Origin of the sequence: Caballeronia grimmiae (assembly GCF_022879615.1) — a bacterium.
Lineage (GTDB): Bacteria > Pseudomonadota > Gammaproteobacteria > Burkholderiales > Burkholderiaceae > Caballeronia > Caballeronia grimmiae.
Window position 1 is genome coordinate 452,106 of the sequence record NZ_CP084271.1, and the last position, 18,188, is coordinate 470,293.

At 64.0% G+C, this 18,188-nt stretch carries 18 protein-coding genes and 1 tRNA gene; 8 read left to right on the top strand and 11 right to left on the bottom strand.

From position 1 onward, the window contains the following. Position 1: 1 nt before the first annotated feature. Entirely contained in the window at positions 2–496 is a 495-nt protein-coding gene (locus tag LDZ21_RS02215) for a DciA family protein (protein WP_244793980.1), read from the bottom strand. 287 nt (positions 497–783) lie between these two features. Here LDZ21_RS02215 and secA point away from each other — a divergent pair, with 287 nt between their 5' ends. The 4 genes from secA to LDZ21_RS02235 all read left to right on the top strand — a co-directional run bounded on the left by secA (position 784) and on the right by LDZ21_RS02235 (position 6,373). Further along, complete coding sequence (gene secA, locus LDZ21_RS02220; protein WP_244793982.1) at positions 784–3,603, top strand: preprotein translocase subunit SecA; 2,820 nt, start codon at positions 784–786, stop codon at positions 3,601–3,603. 195 nt (positions 3,604–3,798) lie between these two features. Further along, complete coding sequence (argJ, locus tag LDZ21_RS02225; RefSeq protein WP_244793984.1) at positions 3,799–5,040, top strand: bifunctional glutamate N-acetyltransferase/amino-acid acetyltransferase ArgJ; 1,242 nt, start codon at positions 3,799–3,801, stop codon at positions 5,038–5,040. 32 nt (positions 5,041–5,072) lie between these two features. After that, positions 5,073–5,936 carry an ATP-binding protein gene (locus tag LDZ21_RS02230; RefSeq protein ID WP_244793986.1) on the top strand — a complete coding sequence of 288 codons (864 nt, stop codon included), beginning with the start codon at positions 5,073–5,075 and terminating at the stop codon, positions 5,934–5,936. A gap of 5 nt (positions 5,937–5,941) precedes the next feature. Continuing rightward, positions 5,942–6,373 (top strand): NUDIX domain-containing protein, encoded by a 432-nt coding sequence (locus LDZ21_RS02235; RefSeq protein WP_244793988.1) that lies wholly within the window; start codon positions 5,942–5,944, stop codon positions 6,371–6,373. A 13-nt stretch (positions 6,374–6,386) separates the two neighbouring features. Here LDZ21_RS02235 and yacG read toward each other — a convergent pair whose 3' ends face one another. The 9 genes from yacG to LDZ21_RS02280 form a co-directional block, all read right to left on the bottom strand. Continuing rightward, positions 6,387–6,578, bottom strand: a complete 192-nt coding sequence (yacG, locus tag LDZ21_RS02240; RefSeq protein ID WP_035966849.1) for a DNA gyrase inhibitor YacG — start codon at positions 6,576–6,578, stop codon at positions 6,387–6,389. A gap of 70 nt (positions 6,579–6,648) precedes the next feature. Beyond that, on the bottom strand, positions 6,649–7,404 hold the full coding sequence (zapD, locus tag LDZ21_RS02245) for a cell division protein ZapD (protein WP_035966846.1): 756 nt from the start codon (positions 7,402–7,404) through the stop codon (positions 6,649–6,651). Positions 7,405–7,564: 160 nt separating this feature from the next. Continuing rightward, positions 7,565–8,167, bottom strand: coding sequence for a dephospho-CoA kinase (gene coaE, locus LDZ21_RS02250; protein ID WP_244793990.1), 603 nt, complete (start codon positions 8,165–8,167; stop codon positions 7,565–7,567). Between the two features lie 16 nt (positions 8,168–8,183). Further along, complete coding sequence (locus LDZ21_RS02255; protein WP_244793992.1) at positions 8,184–9,095, bottom strand: prepilin peptidase; 912 nt, start codon at positions 9,093–9,095, stop codon at positions 8,184–8,186. Between the two features lie 31 nt (positions 9,096–9,126). Further along, positions 9,127–10,335, bottom strand: coding sequence for a type II secretion system F family protein (locus tag LDZ21_RS02260; RefSeq protein WP_244793994.1), 1,209 nt, complete (start codon positions 10,333–10,335; stop codon positions 9,127–9,129). Then, positions 10,332–11,516, bottom strand: a complete 1,185-nt coding sequence (locus LDZ21_RS02265; RefSeq protein WP_244793995.1) for a GspE/PulE family protein — start codon at positions 11,514–11,516, stop codon at positions 10,332–10,334. The genes LDZ21_RS02260 and LDZ21_RS02265 overlap by 4 nt, the downstream gene beginning before the upstream one ends. Positions 11,517–11,587: 71 nt before the next feature. Then, complete coding sequence (locus LDZ21_RS02270; protein ID WP_244793997.1) at positions 11,588–12,874, bottom strand: HlyC/CorC family transporter; 1,287 nt, start codon at positions 12,872–12,874, stop codon at positions 11,588–11,590. 158 nt (positions 12,875–13,032) lie between these two features. After that, positions 13,033–13,109 (bottom strand) — tRNA-Pro (locus LDZ21_RS02275). A gap of 40 nt (positions 13,110–13,149) precedes the next feature. Further along, a complete protein-coding gene (locus tag LDZ21_RS02280; RefSeq protein ID WP_035966835.1) occupies positions 13,150–14,142 on the bottom strand; it encodes a polyprenyl synthetase family protein in 993 nt (330 codons plus the stop codon). Positions 14,143–14,399: 257 nt separating this feature from the next. On the opposite strand from LDZ21_RS02280, the gene rplU reads away from it, so the two are divergent. From rplU to proB, 4 genes are all read left to right on the top strand, one after another. After that, positions 14,400–14,711, top strand: coding sequence for a 50S ribosomal protein L21 (rplU, locus tag LDZ21_RS02285; RefSeq protein WP_008342953.1), 312 nt, complete (start codon positions 14,400–14,402; stop codon positions 14,709–14,711). 34 nt (positions 14,712–14,745) lie between these two features. Then, entirely contained in the window at positions 14,746–15,006 is a 261-nt protein-coding gene (rpmA, locus tag LDZ21_RS02290; RefSeq protein WP_035966833.1) for a 50S ribosomal protein L27, read from the top strand. A gap of 207 nt (positions 15,007–15,213) precedes the next feature. Further along, positions 15,214–16,311, top strand: coding sequence for an Obg family GTPase CgtA (gene cgtA / locus LDZ21_RS02295; protein ID WP_035966831.1), 1,098 nt, complete (start codon positions 15,214–15,216; stop codon positions 16,309–16,311). 49 nt (positions 16,312–16,360) lie between these two features. Then, positions 16,361–17,479, top strand: coding sequence for a glutamate 5-kinase (gene proB / locus LDZ21_RS02300; protein WP_244793999.1), 1,119 nt, complete (start codon positions 16,361–16,363; stop codon positions 17,477–17,479). Between the two features lie 81 nt (positions 17,480–17,560). Here the strand turns inward: proB and LDZ21_RS02305 are convergent, their stop codons facing one another. Next, positions 17,561–18,127 carry a CNP1-like family protein gene (locus tag LDZ21_RS02305; protein WP_244794001.1) on the bottom strand — a complete coding sequence of 189 codons (567 nt, stop codon included), beginning with the start codon at positions 18,125–18,127 and terminating at the stop codon, positions 17,561–17,563. Between the last annotated feature and the right edge of the window lie 61 nt (positions 18,128–18,188).

An 18,188-nucleotide genomic window follows, 5' to 3' on the forward strand; every position in this document is an offset into this window, starting at 1 on the left:
CTCATTTTTTTTGTCCGCGGCCCTGGTGGCGCGCGGCCATGCGCGCGAGCGCCTCCTGCAGCGGCGACGGCGCCAGCGACTCAGCCAGTTCATGCAATGCCGATGCCCCCGCCGCCGACATGCGCGCCTGCTTCGGCGGCGCGGCTTCTCTCACCGCTTGCGGACGCACGCGGATTCGCAGCGAATCGACCGCCCAGCCGCGTTGCTGAAGATCGGCAAGTAGGCGCGGCTCCATGTGACGCAGACGCGCCGCGAGCGCATTATGCGCGGCGAAGAGCGCGAGCACGCCATCCTTGATGAAGCCGGGTTCGATGTTGGCGGCGAGATAGTCTGGCAGAAGCGCCGTCAGATCACGTTGTAGCGCCGCCATTTGCTCAACGCCCGCACGCAATGCGCGGAAAGCTTCGGTCCGGCCGAGCACGTCAGCGACGGCTTGCGGCCGGCGCGGATCCAGCCGCCTGGGCGGATACCTTGAATTTGTAGAAAAACGGCTCATTTTTTAATCGACGGACGCATGACGCGACCCATCGATTGTACCGCGAGCCCGCCGCCCGGAACGCCCGGATGCCTTGTACCGACGCCCGCGCAGCCGAGCTTTCAAGCGGTTGACTGTCGCGTTCCGCCGACGTCCGCGAGCCCACGCCGACGCAAGGCGTGCTTGACTCGCGTGCTAAAATTCCCGATTCGAATTTCACCCAATGGACTTAAGTCGCCGAGGTTTTTCGAGCCCGGACGCAGGTTTAAACTGTCGTCCTCCGAAGCCGCGACGCAGACACTGATCCGATGACGACCGGTTTCCTTCAGAAGATTTTTGGCAGCCGCAATCAGCGGCTGATCAAGCAGTACCAAAAGACCGTTGCGGCGATCAATGCCCTCGAGCCGACCGTCGAGAAATATTCGGACGATCAGTTGCGCGCGAAGACGGACGAGTTCCGCAAGCGCGTCGCCGGCGGCGAGTCGCTCGACGTGCTTTTGCCCGAAGCCTTCGCCGTCTGTCGCGAGGCGAGCCGGCGCGTCTTGAAGATGCGCCACTTCGACGTTCAGTTGATCGGCGGCATGGTCCTGCACTACGGCAAGATCGCCGAAATGCGCACAGGCGAGGGCAAGACGCTCGTCGCCACGCTCGCGGCGTATCTGAACGCGCTGTCGGGCCGGGGCGTGCACGTCGTGACGGTGAACGACTACCTCGCCCAGCGCGACGCCGAATGGATGGCTCGCCTGTACAACTTCCTCGGGCTCTCGTGCGGCGTGAATCTGTCGCAGATGCAGCACGCGCAAAAGCAGGAAGCCTACGCAGCCGACATCACCTACGGCACGAACAACGAGTTCGGCTTCGACTATCTGCGCGACAACATGGTCTACGAGACCGATGCGCGCGTGCAGCGGCCGCTCAATTTCGCGATCGTCGACGAAGTGGACTCGATTCTCATCGACGAAGCGCGTACGCCGCTCATCATCTCCGGCCAGGCCGAAGACCACACCGACCTCTACGTGCGCATGAACGCGCTGCCGCCGCTGCTCGAAATGCAGATCGGCGAAGAGAAGGCGGACGGCACGGGCGTCGAGAAGCCGGGCGACTACACGCTCGATGAGAAAGCGCGTCAGGTGTTCCTGACCGAGTCGGGCCACGAGAAGGCGGAGCGTCTGCTCGTAGAATGGGGCCTGATCGGCGAAGGCGAAAGTGTCTACGCGCCGCAGAACATCACGCTGATGCATCACATCTATGCGGCACTGCGCGCGCATACGCTCTTCCATCGCGATCAGCATTACGTGGTGCAGAACGGCGAAGTCGTGATCGTCGACGAATTCACGGGCCGCATGATGACCGGCCGCCGCTGGTCGGACGGCTTGCATCAGGCCGTCGAAGCGAAGGAGCACGTGCAGATTCAGGCGGAGAACCAGACGCTCGCCTCGATCACGCTGCAGAACTACTTCCGCATGTATTCGAAGCTGTCCGGCATGACCGGCACGGCGGACACCGAAGCGTACGAATTCCAGGAAATCTACGGCCTCGAAACGGTCGTGATTCCGACGAACCGTCCGCCGAAGCGCGTCGACAAGCAGGACCAGATCTACAAGACGTCGAAGGAACGTTACGACGCCGTCATTCGCGATATCCGCGATTGCGTCGAGCGCGGCCAGCCGACGCTCGTCGGCACCACGTCGATCGAAGCGTCGGAGTTGCTGTCCGGCTTGCTGACGCAGGCGGGCGTGCGTCACGAAGTGCTCAACGCGAAGCAGCACGCACGCGAAGCGGCGATCGTCGCTGAAGCGGGCCGGCCGGGCGTCGTGACCATTGCGACGAACATGGCGGGTCGCGGCACGGACATCGTGCTCGGCGGCAACGTCGAGAAACAGGCGTCGTTCATCGAGGCGGATCTTTCGATTCCCGAAGAAGAAAAAGCCGCGCGCATCCAGAAGCTGCACGACGAATGGCAGACGCTGCACGACCACGTGAAGGCTGCGGGCGGGCTGCATATCATCGGCACGGAGCGTCACGAATCGCGCCGTATCGACAACCAGTTGCGCGGCCGCGCGGGCCGTCAGGGCGATCCGGGCTCTTCGCGTTTCTATCTCTCGCTGGACGATCCGCTCCTGCGCATCTTCGCGGGCGACCGCGTTCGCGCGATCATGGACCGCCTGAAGATGCCGGAAGGCGAGCCGATCGAAGCCGGCATGGTCACGCGGTCGATCGAAGGCGCGCAGCGCAAGGTCGAAGCGCGCAACTTCGACATCCGCAAGCAACTGCTCGAATACGACGACGTCGCCAACGATCAGCGCAAGGTCATCTATCAGCAGCGCAACGAGTTGCTCGAAGCGAACGACGTGCAGGAGACCATCGCCGCGATGCGTCACGGCGTGATCAGCGATCTCGTGCGCACGTTCGTTCCGGCGGGCAGTATCGAAGAACAGTGGGACGCGCCGGAACTCGAGGAAGTGCTGCGCAACGAATGGTCGCTGGATCTGGCCATTCAGGAGATGATCAACGAGTCGAACTCCATCGGCGCCGAGGAAATCTCCGAAGCCGTGCTTTCCGCCGCTGACGAAGCGTACGAGGCGAAGGTCGCGCTCGTGGGCCGCGAATCGTTCAGCGCATTCGAACGCTCGATCATGCTGCAGACGCTCGACAGCCGCTGGCGCGAGCATTTGGCCGCGCTCGATCATCTGCGTCAGGGCATCCATCTGCGCGGCTATGCGCAGAAGAATCCGAAGCAGGAATACAAGCGCGAGGCGTTCGAACTCTTCGCCGCGATGCTCGATTCCGTGAAGCAGGAAGTCACGCGCGTTGTGATGAACGTGCAGATCCAGTCGCCGGAGCAACTGGAAGAAGCCGCCGAGCAGTACGAAGAGAAGGGCAGCCATCTGGAGAACGTGTCGTTCACGCACGCGGACTTCAACGCGGCCGCCGCGCCGGCCGCTACGCCCGCAGCCGCCGCTGCGGCGACCGCTACCGCGCAGATGGTCAATCAGGCGATGGCGGCGAGCGACGACATCACCGTGGCCACGCGCCCGTCCGAGGAAGTGCCGAAGGTCGGCCGCAACGACCCGTGCCCGTGCGGCAGCGGGAAGAAGTACAAGAACTGTCACGGAAAGCTGGCATAAGCGCTTTCTGATCGACAAAACGGACGAGCGACGCAGCAATGCGTCGTTTGTCTTTGCAGGTCTCAACCGGGCCGCGCTGCGTGCCCCGAGCGTTTCACGGCGCCGTCCGCAGCATCACAGCTTCAGGCGGCGTCAGTCTTTCACAGCGTGCCGGCGCATCGGGCCGGCACTCGCCACCATCAGCGAGTCGCGAACATGGCTGTCAACTTCCCCTCGATCGATCCCGCCGCGCTGCATCCGGTTCCAGGCGTCACGCTAGGCTGGGCCGAAGCGAACATCCGCAAGCCCAATCGCAAGGACGTGCTCGTGATTCGCGTCGATGAAGGCGCGACCGTCGCGGGCGTGTTCACGCAAAACCGCTTCTGCGCCGCGCCGGTGACGGTGTGCCGCGAACACCTGGACGCGGTGCGCGCCGGGGGCAAGGGCATTCGCGCGCTGGTCGTCAACACGGGCAACGCGAACGCGGGTACCGGTGAGCCAGGCATGGCGCACGCCCGCGAAACCTGCGCCGAACTCGGGCGTCTCGCGGGCGTCGACCCGCAGCAGATTCTGCCTTTCTCGACCGGCGTGATTCTCGAGCCGCTGCCGATCGATCGCCTCAAAGCCGGTCTGCCCGCCGCGCTCGCCAATCAGCAGCCCGCTCACTGGTTCGACGCCGCGCAAGCCATCATGACGACCGACACGCTGCCGAAAGCGTCGTCGCGGCAAGTGCAGATCGACGGTCATACGGTCACGCTGTCCGGTATCAGCAAGGGCGCGGGCATGATCAAGCCGAACATGGCGACGATGCTCGGCTTCCTCGCCTTCGATGCCGCCGTTGCGCAGCCGGTGCTCGACGAGCTCGTGAAGCACGTGGCGGATCGCTCGTTCAACTGCATTACCATCGACGGCGATACCTCCACGAACGATTCGTTCATCCTCATCGCGTCGGGCAAGTCGAGCCTGCCCGCGATCACGTCGACGGATGCGCCGGCCTACGCTGCGCTGCGCGACGCCGTGACGGCCGTGGCGCAAGAACTGGCGCAACTGATCGTGCGCGATGGCGAAGGCGCGACGAAGTTCATGACGATCACGGTCGAAGGCGGCAAGGATGTTGCTGAATGCCGCCAGATCGCCTACGCGATCGGTCATTCGCCGCTCGTCAAGACCGCGTTCTACGCATCCGATCCGAACCTCGGCCGTATCCTGGCCGCCATCGGCTATGCGGGCGTCACGGACCTCGACGTCGGCAAGATCGACCTGTATCTCGACGACGTGCTCGTCGCAAAGGCCGGCGGGCGCAATCCCGACTATCGCGAAGAAGACGGCCAGCGCGTGATGAAGAAAAGCGAAATTGCGATTCGCGTCGTGCTCGGCCGTGGCAACGCCGAGGCAACCGTCTGGACCTGCGATCTCTCGCACGATTACGTCAGCATCAACGCCGATTACCGCTCGTAACGCGCGCTGAACCGGCGCGCAAAGAAAGAGACATGGACAAACTCGAACAATTTCTCACGCGCGCCGAAGCGGTTCTGGCGCGTATCGAAGGCATGCTGCCGCCTGCCGCGCCCGATATCGACTGGCAATCCGCGGTGGCTTTCCGGTGGCGCAAGCGGCAGGGGCGCGGCTTCTTGCAGCCGGTGCCGGCCATCTCAGATATTTCGCTCGACGACCTGCAGAACATCGATCGCCAGAAAGGGCTCATCGAGCAAAACACGCGGCAGTTCGTGAACAAGCTGCCGGCCAACAACGTGCTGCTGACGGGCGCGCGCGGAACGGGCAAGTCCTCGCTCATCAAGGCCTGCCTGAACGCGTACGCGAAAGACGGCCTGCGTCTGATCGAAGTCGACAAGGACGATCTCCACGATCTCGGCGATATCGTCGACCTGATCTCGGCGCGGCCCGAGCGCTTCATCGTGTTCTGCGACGATTTGTCGTTCGAGGAAGGCGAATCGGGCTATAAGGCGCTGAAGGTCGCGCTCGACGGATCAGTGGCCGCCCAGTCGGACAACGTGCTGATCTACGCGACGTCGAACCGCCGCCATCTGCTGCCCGAGTACATGAGCGACAACGAGTCGTACAAGCACATGCCCGACGGCGAGATTCATCCGGGCGAAGTCGTCGAAGAGAAGATTTCGTTGTCCGAGCGTTTCGGGCTGTGGGTGAGCTTTTATCCGTTCAAGCAGGACGACTATCTGACGATCGTCAGCCACTGGCTGAAGCACTTCGGTTGCGAAACGGCCGAAATCGAAAGCGCGCGCGGCGACGCGCTGGTCTGGGCGCTCGAGCGCGGTTCACGCTCGGGCCGCGTGGCGTGGCAGTTCGCGCGCGACTGGTCGGGCCGCAAGCAATGAGCGGCATGAACGAAGCACGAACGGACGTCGCGCCCGATGGCCGCAAGGTGACCGAAGTGGCCGTCGGCGTGATGGTTCAGCCGGACGGGCGCTATCTGCTCGCGCAGCGGCCCGACGGCAAGCCGTACGAAGGCTATTGGGAGTTTCCGGGCGGCAAGCTGGAAGCGGGCGAGAGCGTCGAGGCGGCGCTTTCACGCGAACTGCACGAGGAACTGGGCATCGACGTGACCGCGTGCGAACTCTGGCGCGCGCTGGAGCACGACTATCCGCATGCCTACGTGCGTCTCTTTTTCTGCAAGGTGACCGGCTGGAGCGGGACGCCCCGTGGCCGCGAGGGGCAGGCGATCGCGTGGCAGGCGCTTCCGGTGGCCGTCGCGCCGCTTCTACCCGCCGCCATTCCGGTGTTGAACTGGCTCGCGGCGGAAGCGGAGCGTTGAAGCCGCGAGGCCGCTAGTTGAGGCCGCCGTGCGAATCGTCGTCCGGCGGCGTTTCCTGCGAATTGCCCGCAATCTTGTACTTCTCGGCCGCCCAGGCGCCGAAATCGATTTGCTTGCAACGCTCCGAGCAGAACGGACGATAGCGATTTTCCGGGACCCAGCGCACTTCCTTGGCGCAGGTCGGACATTTGACGACAGTGGTCATGACGGTGAGGCGTGGCGAGTTGAGCCGGCGTTGAATCGATAATCGACTATATGAGGCCGGACCGCGCGGTTCAAAGGCTGCAAAGCGTCAGATGAAACGGGACGTCGACGTCGACAGGGCGCGGTTTCAGATCGCCGTCCTGCACGGTGAAACGCACCCACAGCATGTACTTGTTGGCGCTCGCTTCCGGAATGACGCGCACTTCGGGCGACACGCGCACCTGCATCAACTGATAGGTGCGGCCCGAGAGCATCTGCTGATAGCTGCCCTGCATCGCCATGACTTTCGACGCCTGGCCCGACTCGCGCGCAAGCCGAAGCACGATGGCAGCGGCGTCGCGCAGGGCGAGCATCGGCATGACCCAGCTCGCGATGTCCTGACGGCGCTGTTCGACGGGCAACTGCTGCCACGCGTAATACGACGGCAGATCGAACTTGCAGGTGCCGCCGGGAATGATCGTGCGGCTGCGGATGCTGGCAAGCCATTCGTTGTCCGCAAGATGCTGGCCGGTCTTGCCGTGCATGTCGCCCAAACCGGCGAGCGTTTGTTCGATCTCGCCAAGGACAGCTTCCAGCGCCTCCTGCTCGATACCCGGATTGCCGCGAAACGGCGCGAGCGTCTGACGCTGCCGCTCCAGTTCCTTCATCAAGTCTGCTTTGAGGTCCGTGCGCCCCGCGACTTCCGAGATTTCGAAGAGCGTGGTCAGCGCCACATGATGCTCCCGAGGATCTTCCTGCGTCAGAAAGAACGTGAAGCGCTCGAACAAGTCTTCGAGACGCAGCAGCGTCCGGATTCGCTCGTTGAAGGGATACTCGTAAAGGATCAAGCGCGCTCGCCTCGGCGTGGGTCGGTTGCTTCCATGAGCGGAAGTCAGCACATTCTAATGCCGCATCCGAACCCTAGCAAATCGCGCCACATTCTCGCCGCATTTACCGCTTTTCCCGGCAAAATCCGCAACTTCTTCGATATTCAACGCTCGAAAACCGTCACCCGGCGAGCCCCAGATAACGCGCGTGGAGTTCGTCGACCTGAGTTGCGAGTGTTTCGAGCGTTGCGGCTTCATCGTTCAGCACGATGTCGTCTGCTGCCGCGAGCCGCGTTTCGCGCGATGCCTGCTTCGCGATGATCGCCAGCACCTGCTCGCGCGGGAAGCCGTTTCGCCGCATGACGCGCTCGATCTGCGTCTCCACCGGGCAATCGACGACGAGCACGCGCGACACCCGCGAAGCCCAGTTCCCCGATTCGACGAGCAACGGCACCACGACGATGTGATACGGGCCGCCCGCCGCGTGGCGCTGACGCTCCGTCTCGGCGCGTATCAGCGGATGCAGGACGGCTTCGAGGCGCGCTTTGGCGGTGTCGTCGGTGAAGACGAGTTCGCGCATTCTGGCGCGGTCGAGCGAGCCGTCGGGCGCCAGGAAGCCGCTGCCGAATTCGCTCGCGATCAGCGGCATCGCGACGCCGCCCGGCGCCGTCACCTGATGCGCGATGATGTCCGTGTCGATGAGCGGCACGCCGCGCGCCGCGAACAGGTCCGCGACCGTGCTCTTGCCGCTTCCGATGCCGCCCGTCAGCCCGATGCTGAACATCCGCTGCTCCTTGTCTTCATCCGAACAATGCGTAAAGCGGCGTGCCGACGAAGAGGGTGATCGCCCCGCCCGCCGCAAGGAACGGCCCGAACGGCAACGGCTCTTCGAAGCGCATGCGGCCCCGCCACGTTGCGACGATGCCGAAGACCGCGCCCGCCACCGCCGAGATCAGGACTACTTGCGCAAGCGAGCCCCAGCCGAGCCATGCGCCGATTGCGGCCAGCAGCTTGAAGTCGCCGTAGCCCATGCCTTCGACGCCGCGCGCCAGTTTGAAAATCCAGTACACGCACCACAGAAAGACATAGCCCGCGATCGCGCCGGTGACTGCGTCGTGAAGGTTTGCAAATCCGCCTTCGCCCAGATTGACGATCAGCCCGGCCCACAGCAGCGGCAGCGTCAGCACGTCGGGCAGATAGCGCGTGTCGTAATCGATGAGGCTCGCAGCCAGCAGCGTCGCGCACAGGCCGAATGCCGCGAGCGCCGGCCAGTCAGGCCCGTAAGCGTAAAGCGAGAGTGCTGCCAGCGCGGCGGTCGCCAGTTCGATCAACGGGTAGCGCGGACTGACGCGCGCGCCGCACGACGCGCATCGTCCTCTCAGCGCGAGGTAGCTCAGGACCGGAATGTTCTCCCATGCACGCAGCACGTGACCGCAGTGCGGACATGCGCTGCGCGGCACCGCGAGATTGAAGCGCGCGGGATACGCGTCGGCGGGCGCTTTGGAAGCATCGGGCACGGCGGAATCGAATTCGGCGCGCCACGCGCGTTCGAGCATGACCGGCAAGCGATGCACGACGACCGTCAGGAAGCTGCCGATGACCAGCCCGAACACGACGGCGAACGCGTATTGCGCGACGACCGGCAAAGCCGCGAACGGCGCCAGGTAATCGCTCGCATGGTGCGCGGCGGACGGATCGAACGGAGGCTGCATGATCTGGATGCGATGTCTTTGGCCCGCGATGCTACACCACGTTGCCGAGCTGGATGATCGGAAGATACATCGCGATGACGAGGCCGCCCACCAGCGCGCCCAGCACCGTGATGACGAGCGGTTCGCACAAACTCGCGAATGTGCCGATGCGCTCGTCCACCTGACGATCGGCGAGCGCGGCGAGATCGAGCAGCATCGCGTCGAGCGAGCCGGATTCTTCCGCGACGGCGATCGGTTGCACGACGTCGCGAGGGAAGCAGCCGAGCGCGCGCATCGCAAAAGCCAGACGTTCGCCGTTGCGCAGTCGCGCCGCGATCTCGACGGTCGCGCGGTCGAACACCTGATTGCCGGTGGCGTGCGCGAGGGAATCGAACGCGTCGGATAGCGGCGTGCCGGCCGCGAGCAAGGTGCCGAGCGCGCGGCTCCATCGGGCGACGGCGAGCGACCGCAGCAGCGCGCCGACTATCGGCAGCTTCAACGTAATGCGGTCCGCGGTTTCCCGGGCGCGGGGGGAACGCCGGAGCCATCGCGCACCGGCCAGCACCGCGCAGACGCAGAGCGCCGTGAACGGCACGGCATGACGCGCGACGGCATCGGACAACGCGAGCACGAAGCGCGTCGGCGCGGGCAGCGCGGCGCCGAAGCCATCGAAGATCGTCTTGAATGTCGGCACCACGCCGATCAGCAGGCCCGCCGTGATCGCGAGCGACAGCAGCAGCACCATTACCGGGTAGGCGAGCGCGGCACGCAACCTCGCGCGCTGGGCGCTGGCGCGGTCCTGATCGTCGGCGAGGCGCGCAAGCACGGCAGGCAACGCGCCCGCCACTTCGCCGACTGCGACGAGCTGGCAATAAAGCGCGCCGAACGCCCCCGGATGACGCGTGAGCGCGGCCGAAAACCGCACGCCCCGCGTGATGTCGCGTGCAAGCGATCGCACGATGCGCGGCAGGCCGCCACGTCCGCCCGCGTCGCCGAGCATTTCGAGTGCGCCGGCGAGCGGCAATCCCGCGCGCAACAGACCGGCAAGCTGACGCGTGAAAACGCCGACATCCGCCGACGATGCCTTCGCCGGCGGCGCGTCGCCGAGCGCTTCGAGTTCGAGGACGATCACGCCGTCCCGCCGCAACGACGCGCGCGCCGAAGCGGCATCGGCCGCGATCAGCTTTCCGCTCATGCGCGCGCCTTCTGCGTCGATGCCGCGCCAGCCGAAGCGGATGTCCGATGATCCTTGCGCGCTCATACGATCTCCGTCGCGTCCACGGCTTCCGCGACGCTCGTCACGCCTTCGCGCACGCGAGCGAAAGCGGCGTCGCGCAGCGCGGGCATGCCTTCCGATTGAGCGAGCCGCGAGATCGCATGCGTCGCCGACCGCGCGACGATGAGTTCGCGCATCGCATCCGAAACCGGCATCAACTGATGCACACCGATTCGCCCGCGATACCCGATGCCATGACACGCCGGGCAGCCGCGCGGCTCGAACGGACGAAAGCCGTCGTCGAGCGTGAGCGCCGAGCGCGTGCGGCAGGTCTCGCACAGCTTGCGCACCAAGCGTTGCGCGGTCACGAGGCGCAGCGCCGACGCAAGGTTGTACGGCGCCACGCCGATGTCGATGAGGCGCGCGATCGCGGCGGGCGCGTCGTTCGTGTGAAGCGTCGACAGCACCAGATGGCCGGTCTGCGCGGCCTTCACCGCGACGTCAGCGGTCTCGGCGTCACGAATCTCGCCGACCATGATGACGTCGGGGTCCTGCCGCATGAACGCGCGCAACGCCACGGCGAAGTTCAGGCCGGCCTTCTCGCGCACGCTGACCTGGTTGATGCCGGCGAGCTGAATCTCGGCCGGGTCTTCGACCGAGCAGATGTTGCGCGCTTCGGCGTTAAGCATCTGCAGGAAGCAATAGAGGGATAAGGTCTTGCCGCTGCCTGTCGGGCCGGTGACGAGAACGAGGCCATGCGGCGCGCGAATCGCCGATTCGACGACGCGGCCTTGCGCTTCGCTCAGGCCGAGCGCGCCAAGCGAAAGGTCCGGCGGCAGCGCATCCAGCCGACGCAGCACGAGCTTTTCACCGAAGAGCGTCGGCAGCGAATTCACGCGATAGTCGCCGATCTGCCTGCCGCCAAGCGCGAGCCGCAGCCGGCCGTCCTGCGGCACGCGGCGCTCGGCGATATCCATGCGCGCCAGCACTTTGATGCGCGTCACGAATGCATCGCGCAAATGCGGTGGCGGGCGGCGCAGCACGTGTAACGCGCCGTCGATACGCAGCCGGATGCGCCAGTCGTGCTCGGACGGCTCGACGTGGATATCGGACGCGCCGCGCTCGGCCGCTTCGCGCAAGGTGTTCGCGAGCAGCGAGACGGCGGGCGAGTCGGGATCGGATGCGGTGTCGAGAGAAGGTTCGGCGGCGCGGAAGGCGGAGATCATCGGAGCACGGTGCGAAATGAGATGAGCCGATCATCCCGCGCCCGCTTGCCCGCGCCTACTCGTCCGAATGGCTAACGCAGCACGCGCTTGCCCGGCGTCGGCGGACGGAAGATTTTGACGGTGCGGATCGACTGATCGTCGCTGCGCAGGACTTCGAAATGAACGCCCGCGATACGCACCGATACGTCGCCATCCGGAATCTGTTCCAGCGTTTCGAGGATGAGACCGTTCAGCGTCTTGGGGCCGTCCGTCGGTAAGCTGAGCTTCAGCCAGCGGTTGAGTTCCCGCAGTGGCATGCTGCCCGGGACGATGCACTCGCCGTTCTCGTCCCAGCCGCGCGAGCCTGCGCCGCGCGGAATCGTCGTCGTGAACTCGCCGATCAGTTCCTCGATGATGTCTTCCGGCGTGACGAGGCCCTGCAACTCGCCGTATTCGTCGACCACGATCGCAATGCGTTGGCCGCTCTCCTGGAAATACTGAAGCTGCTGAAAAACCGGCGTGCCAGCGGGAACGAAGTAGGGCTCCATGAGCAGTTCGCGCAGCGTTTCGCGCTCGAGTTCCTGGTTATGCAGCGCCGACAGCGTCTTGCGTACGTGCAGGATGCCGAGCACGCGGTCGATGTCGCCCTGATAAACAACGAGCTTGTTGTGATAGCAGGTTTCGAGCTGGTGCAGGATCTGGTCGAACGGCGCGTCGAAATCGAGCGCTTCGATCCGGCGGCGGGGAATCATCACGTCATCGACTGAGATGTTTTCCAGATCGAACAGGTTCAGCAGGATGCTGCGGTGCTTGGTCGGCATGAAGCTGCCGGTTTCCAGCACGATGGTGCGCAACTCTTCCGGCGACAAACGCTGATCGCGGCCGCCCTTTGTGTTGATGTGCAGGGCGGCCAGAATGGCGTTGGCGAAGAGATTGACGAACCACACGAGCGGCCGCGCGATACGCATGAGCGGCGATAGCACGAGGCTCGCCGGCAGCGCGACCTTCTCGGGAAAGGTCGCCCCGACGATCTTCGGCGCGATCTCCGCAAACACGATGATCAGGAACGCGATCACGCCCGTCGTCACCGACAACACGACGTTGTTGTGACCGAACGTGCGCAGCGCGATCGACGTCGTGAGCACCGGGATGATCGTGTTGATCAGGTTGTTGCCGATGAGAATGACGGAGAGCAACTGATCGGTCTTCGCGAGGAGCCCCTGCGTAGTGCGGGCGCGCAGCGATCCCTGGCTAGCCAGAAATTTCAGCCGATGGCGGTTGAGCGCCATCATCGACGTTTCGGAGATCGAAAAAAAACCGGAAAGAACGAGAAGCAGGAAGATGGCGCAGATTTGCGCCCATAAGGGAAGGTTGTCCACGCGGTGATCGAGTAGAAGCGATGATGAAAGGGACTATAGCAGACGGCTTTCCCGCTTCGCCTCCCGGCCGATCGACCAGGCGATCGGCCAAGCATTACGCAGCGGGCGCCGGAAAAGAAAAAACCCGCATGGCAGACCATGCGGGTTTTTGCAAATTCTGGTCGGGGTGAGAGGATTCGAACCTCCGGCCTCTACGTCCCGAACGTAGCGCTCTACCAGGCTAAGCTACACCCCGAATTCAACTTAACTAGACGTTTTGTGCGCCAAAGTCTCGTTTAAGACTGTCTCGCCGTCGAGTAAGAACATAATTCTAGCAGGCTATCTTTGAAAATGGAACTGGGGAATGACGAAATCGCATCGGCGGCGGCCTGTGCTTCATTTCGCGCGCATTGCAACGTGTGATCGAGCGCACCGGACGTGGTGATTGCGTGGAAAATCGTGTCGAAGCGATCCGTGCCGCCTTGCTCGATGGCTTCGCGTGCGAGCGCCGCCTGTTCCGGCGTGCCGTGCTCCATCAGATAGATGAGCGGCAGCGTCGGCTTGCCTTCGCGCAAGTCGTCGCCGGCATTCTTGCCCATCGATTCAGGCGTGCCCGTGTAATCGAGCCAGTCGTCCATGATCTGGAACGCCGTGCCGATGCGCCGGCCAAACTCCGCCGCCGCCGCTTCCGTGCGCGCATCCGCACCCGACAGCACCGCGCCCAGTTGCGCCGCCGCCTCGAAAAGCTTCGCCGTCTTGTAGCGGATCACCTGCATGTAACGCGCTTCGTCGACGTCCGGGTCGTGCATGTTCAGAAGCTGCAGCACTTCGCCTTCGGAAATGATGTTGGTCGCGACCGAAAGAATTTCCATCACGCGCATCTTGCCGACGCTCACCATCATCTCGAACGAGCGCGAATACAGGAAGTCGCCGACCAGCACGCTCGCCGCGTTGCCGAACAGCGCGTTCGCGGTCTTGCGGCCACGGCGCAGATCGGATTCATCGACGACATCGTCGTGCAGCAGCGTTGCGGTGTGGATGAATTCAACGACCGCCGCAAGTTCATGGCGATGCCCGGTCGTATCGCCCAGCGCGCCCGACACGAGCAGCAGCAACGCCGGACGCAGCCGCTTGCCGCCCGCGCCGATGATGTACTCGGAAATCTGATTGATGAGCATCACTTCTGATGCCAGGCGCTGCCGGATGACGCGATTGACCTGCTGCATGTCCTCGGCGATCGGGGCAAGCAGTGCGGCGGCGTCGGGGGAAGAAGTGGCGGTGGACGACATGATCGGCTAATAAGGTAATGCGGCGGATTATAAGGCGAATCGGCACGGCGACGGGTGCCGCGGCGCGCGAGGGTCGCGCGAGCGGGCGCAATCGCGATCGGATCGGGGCGAAATCGCAGAAGATCGGGCACGGATGCCGCACGCCGGGTACAAACGGCAAATGTCAATGCCTTTTGACGTGCTGCCTAACCCTATGTATAATCTCGTGTTTTCCGCGCGTGGTGCGTGGGAAAACGAAATTCTGAGTGAGGTTCTCAATGTACGCGGTCATAAAAACCGGCGGCAAGCAGTATAAGGTTGCCGTTGGCGAAAAATTGAAAGTAGAACAGATACCGGCAGACATTGACGCTGAAATCACGCTCGACCAGGTTCTCGCAGTAGGCGAAGGTGAATCGATTCAGTTCGGTACACCGCTGGTCAGTGGGGCTTCCGTCAAGGCTACCGTCGTGTCCCAAGGTCGTCACAAGAAAGTGACCATCTTCAAGATGCGCCGCCGGAAGCACTACCAAAAGCACGCTGGCCATCGCCAGAACTACACCGAACTGCGCATCGACGCGATCAACGCTTAACGCGTCGCGCACAACGGTAAAGGAGCTATAGCAAATGGCACACAAAAAAGCAGGCGGGTCTTCCCGCAACGGCCGCGATTCGGAATCGAAGCGCCTCGGCGTGAAGGTTTACGGCGGCCAGGCAATCAACGCGGGCGGCATCATCGTTCGCCAGCGCGGCACGCGCATGCACCCGGGTGAAAACGTCGGCATCGGCAAGGATCACACGCTGTTCGCGCTGACCGACGGCCACGTCCAGTTCACGACGAAGGGCGCAGCGAAGAAGCACACGGTCGTCGTCGTCCCGGCAGCGTAAAACCTACGCACGGGCTTCAGGACCGCAAAAGGCCCCGCGAAGTTCGCGGGGCCTTTTGCATTGGTGCGCGGAAAACGCCGCATCGACAGAATTCACGGTTATCGATGACCGGCAGCCGCCGGTCACGGCAAAATAGCGGTTCGGCTGCAGCTACGGCGTTATCGCCGGGGCGGCCTCATCGCTTGGAAACACGGGACGGAGCAACGCATGAAGTTCATTGACGAAGCGAGGATCGAAGTCATCGCCGGCGACGGGGGAGATGGCAGCGCGTCGATGCGCCGCGAAAAGTTCGTCCCGTTCGGCGGGCCGGACGGCGGCGATGGCGGGCGCGGCGGCAGCGTCTACGCGGTCGCGGATCGCAACATCAACACGCTGATCGACTACCGGTTCGCGAAGAAGCATCAGGCGCGCAACGGCGAGAACGGGCGCGGCGCGGACTGCTATGGCAAGGGCGGCGAAGACATCACGCTGCGCATGCCGGTCGGCACGATCATCTCGGATCAGGAAACGGGCGAGATCATCGCCGATCTGACCGAGCACAATCAGCAGGTCCTGATCGCGCAGGGCGGCGCGGGCGGCCTCGGCAACCTGCATTTCAAGTCGAGCACGAACCGCGCGCCGCGTCAGAAGACCGATGGCAAGCCGGGCGAGCGTCGCATGCTCAAGCTCGAGCTGAAAGTGCTGGCGGACGTGGGCTTGCTCGGCATGCCGAACGCGGGGAAATCGACTTTCATCTCGTCTGTTTCGAACGCGCGGCCCAAGATTGCCGATTATCCGTTCACGACGCTTGCGCCGAATCTCGGCGTGGTGCGCGTCGGGCCGAGCAAGAGCTTTGTTATCGCGGACATTCCCGGGCTGATCGAAGGCGCGGCGGAAGGCGCGGGGCTGGGACATCGCTTCCTGCGGCACTTGCAGCGCACCGGCGTGCTGCTGCATCTGGTCGACCTGGCTCCGTTCGATGAAAACGTCGATCCCGTCGCCGATGCGAAGGCGATCGTCGGCGAGCTGCGCAAGTATGACGAGGCGCTCTTCGAAAAGCCGCGCTGGCTCGTGCTGAACAAGCTCGACATGGTGCCCGAGGACGAGCGCGAGGCGCGCGTGAAGGACTTCATCGAGCGTTTCGAATGGGACGGCCCGGTGTATGAAATCTCCGCGCTCACCGGCCAGGGCTGCGAGGCGCTGACCTACGCGATCTTCGATTACATCTCGCAGCACTCCGACGCCTCGCGTGCGGCCGAAGCGGAAGATCTCGCCGCCGACGTGCGCTTCCGCGACGACGCCGCGAGCAAAGAAGCCAACGAGTAACGAAGCGACCCGCTGAAACGGGCCGCGACACCCGAGGAGAAAGCGCACGATGCGTTCGGTCATCGCCGCTGCGAAGCGAATCGTAGTGAAAGTGGGGTCCAGTCTCGTCACCAATGACGGGCGCGGACTGGATCACGCGGCCATCGCCCGCTGGGCGTCGCAGATCGCGGCGCTGCGCGAGCAGGGCAAGGAAGTCGTGCTCGTCAGTTCGGGTGCGATCGCGGAGGGCATTCATCGGCTCGGCTGGAGCAAGCGGCCGCGCGAAATCGACGAACTTCAGGCTGCCGCCGCGGTCGGGCAGATGGGGCTCGCGCAGGTCTACGAGAGCAGCTTCGGCGCGCACGGCATCCGCACTGCGCAGATTCTGCTCACGCACGCCGATCTCGCCGATCGCGAGCGTTATCTGAACGCGCGCTCCACGCTGTTGACGCTGCTTCGCCTGGGCGCGGTGCCGATCATCAACGAGAACGACACCGTCATCACCGACGAAATCAAATTCGGCGACAACGACACGCTCGGCGCGCTCGTGGCAAATCTGATCGAAGGCGATGCGCTCGTCATTCTCACGGATCAGCGCGGCCTCTTCACCGCCGACCCGCGCAAGGATCCAAGTGCAACGCTCGTCGAGCAAGCCGATGCAGGCATGCCCGAACTCGAGCAGATGGCCGGCGGCGCGGGCTCGAGCCTCGGGCGCGGCGGCATGCTGACCAAGATTCTCGCGGCGAAGCGCGCGGCGCATAGCGGCGCGAACACGGTGATCGCTAGTGGCCGTGAAGCCGATGTGCTGACGCGGCTCGCTTCGGGCGAGATGATCGGCACGCAACTGATCGCGCGCACGGCACGCATCGCGGCGCGCAAGCAGTGGATGGCGGATCACTTGCAGGTGCGCGGTCACGTCGTCATCGATAACGGCGCCGTGCAGAAGCTAACGGCCGACGGAAAGAGCCTGCTGCCGATCGGCGTCGTCGATGTGAAGGGCGCGTTCGGTCGCGGGGAAGTGATCGCGTGCGTCAACGATCAGGGACAGGAAGTGGCGCGCGGCATCACCAACTACAGCAGTTCGGAAGCGCGGCTGATCCATCGGCGGCCGAGCGGCGAGATCGAAAGCGTGCTCGGCTATATGCTCGAACCGGAACTGATTCATCGCGACAATCTGGTGCTGGTCTAACATCGGCAGCCGTAAAGACAAAGCCCGCTGAGCCGAAAGGCCAGCGGGCTTTTTTTGCTGCCCGAACGAGCGGTGAAACCGTCAGCGCAGGTTGATCGAACTCTGCGTGCGCTTGTACTGGATGTTCTCGACGATCTGCTTCGCATTGCCGACAGGCAGCTTGCTCGTGCAGAAGTAGTCCTGATACAGCGCTGCCTGATACGCGTTCAGTTCGCCGTTCTCGATGCGCCGGAAATCGAACGTCGCGCCGCGATCCCAGCCGGTCTGCGCGTCGTCGATGCTTGCGTAGCGCCGCCATTCGTAGGTATCGCAGCGGATGCCTTCGTAGTTCACGTTGCGCGCGCCGCCCGGACTCGTCGCGACGACGACGTATCGCACGACGCCGTCACTGCCGACGGTAAGCGAAGTCTTGTCGACGGCGAACGTCAGCGGCGTGTTCTGCGAGACGTTGAACGGCAGCAGATTGGACGCTTGCGGCAGCGGCGGAAGCGTATCGATCTTGTTCTCGACCCATTCTGACTTCCGGTCGAGCAGATACGTGAACACGCCGTCATCCTGATTGGACGCGGACGGAGCTTTGGAACTGGAGCAGCCGGCGAGCGCGGCGAACACGGCCACGGCTACCGCAGATGAGACGATGACTTTCAATTCGATGTTCCCGATAAACGGATGCGCGGGCGGCAAAGCGCCCGGCACCGCGAGCAATGCT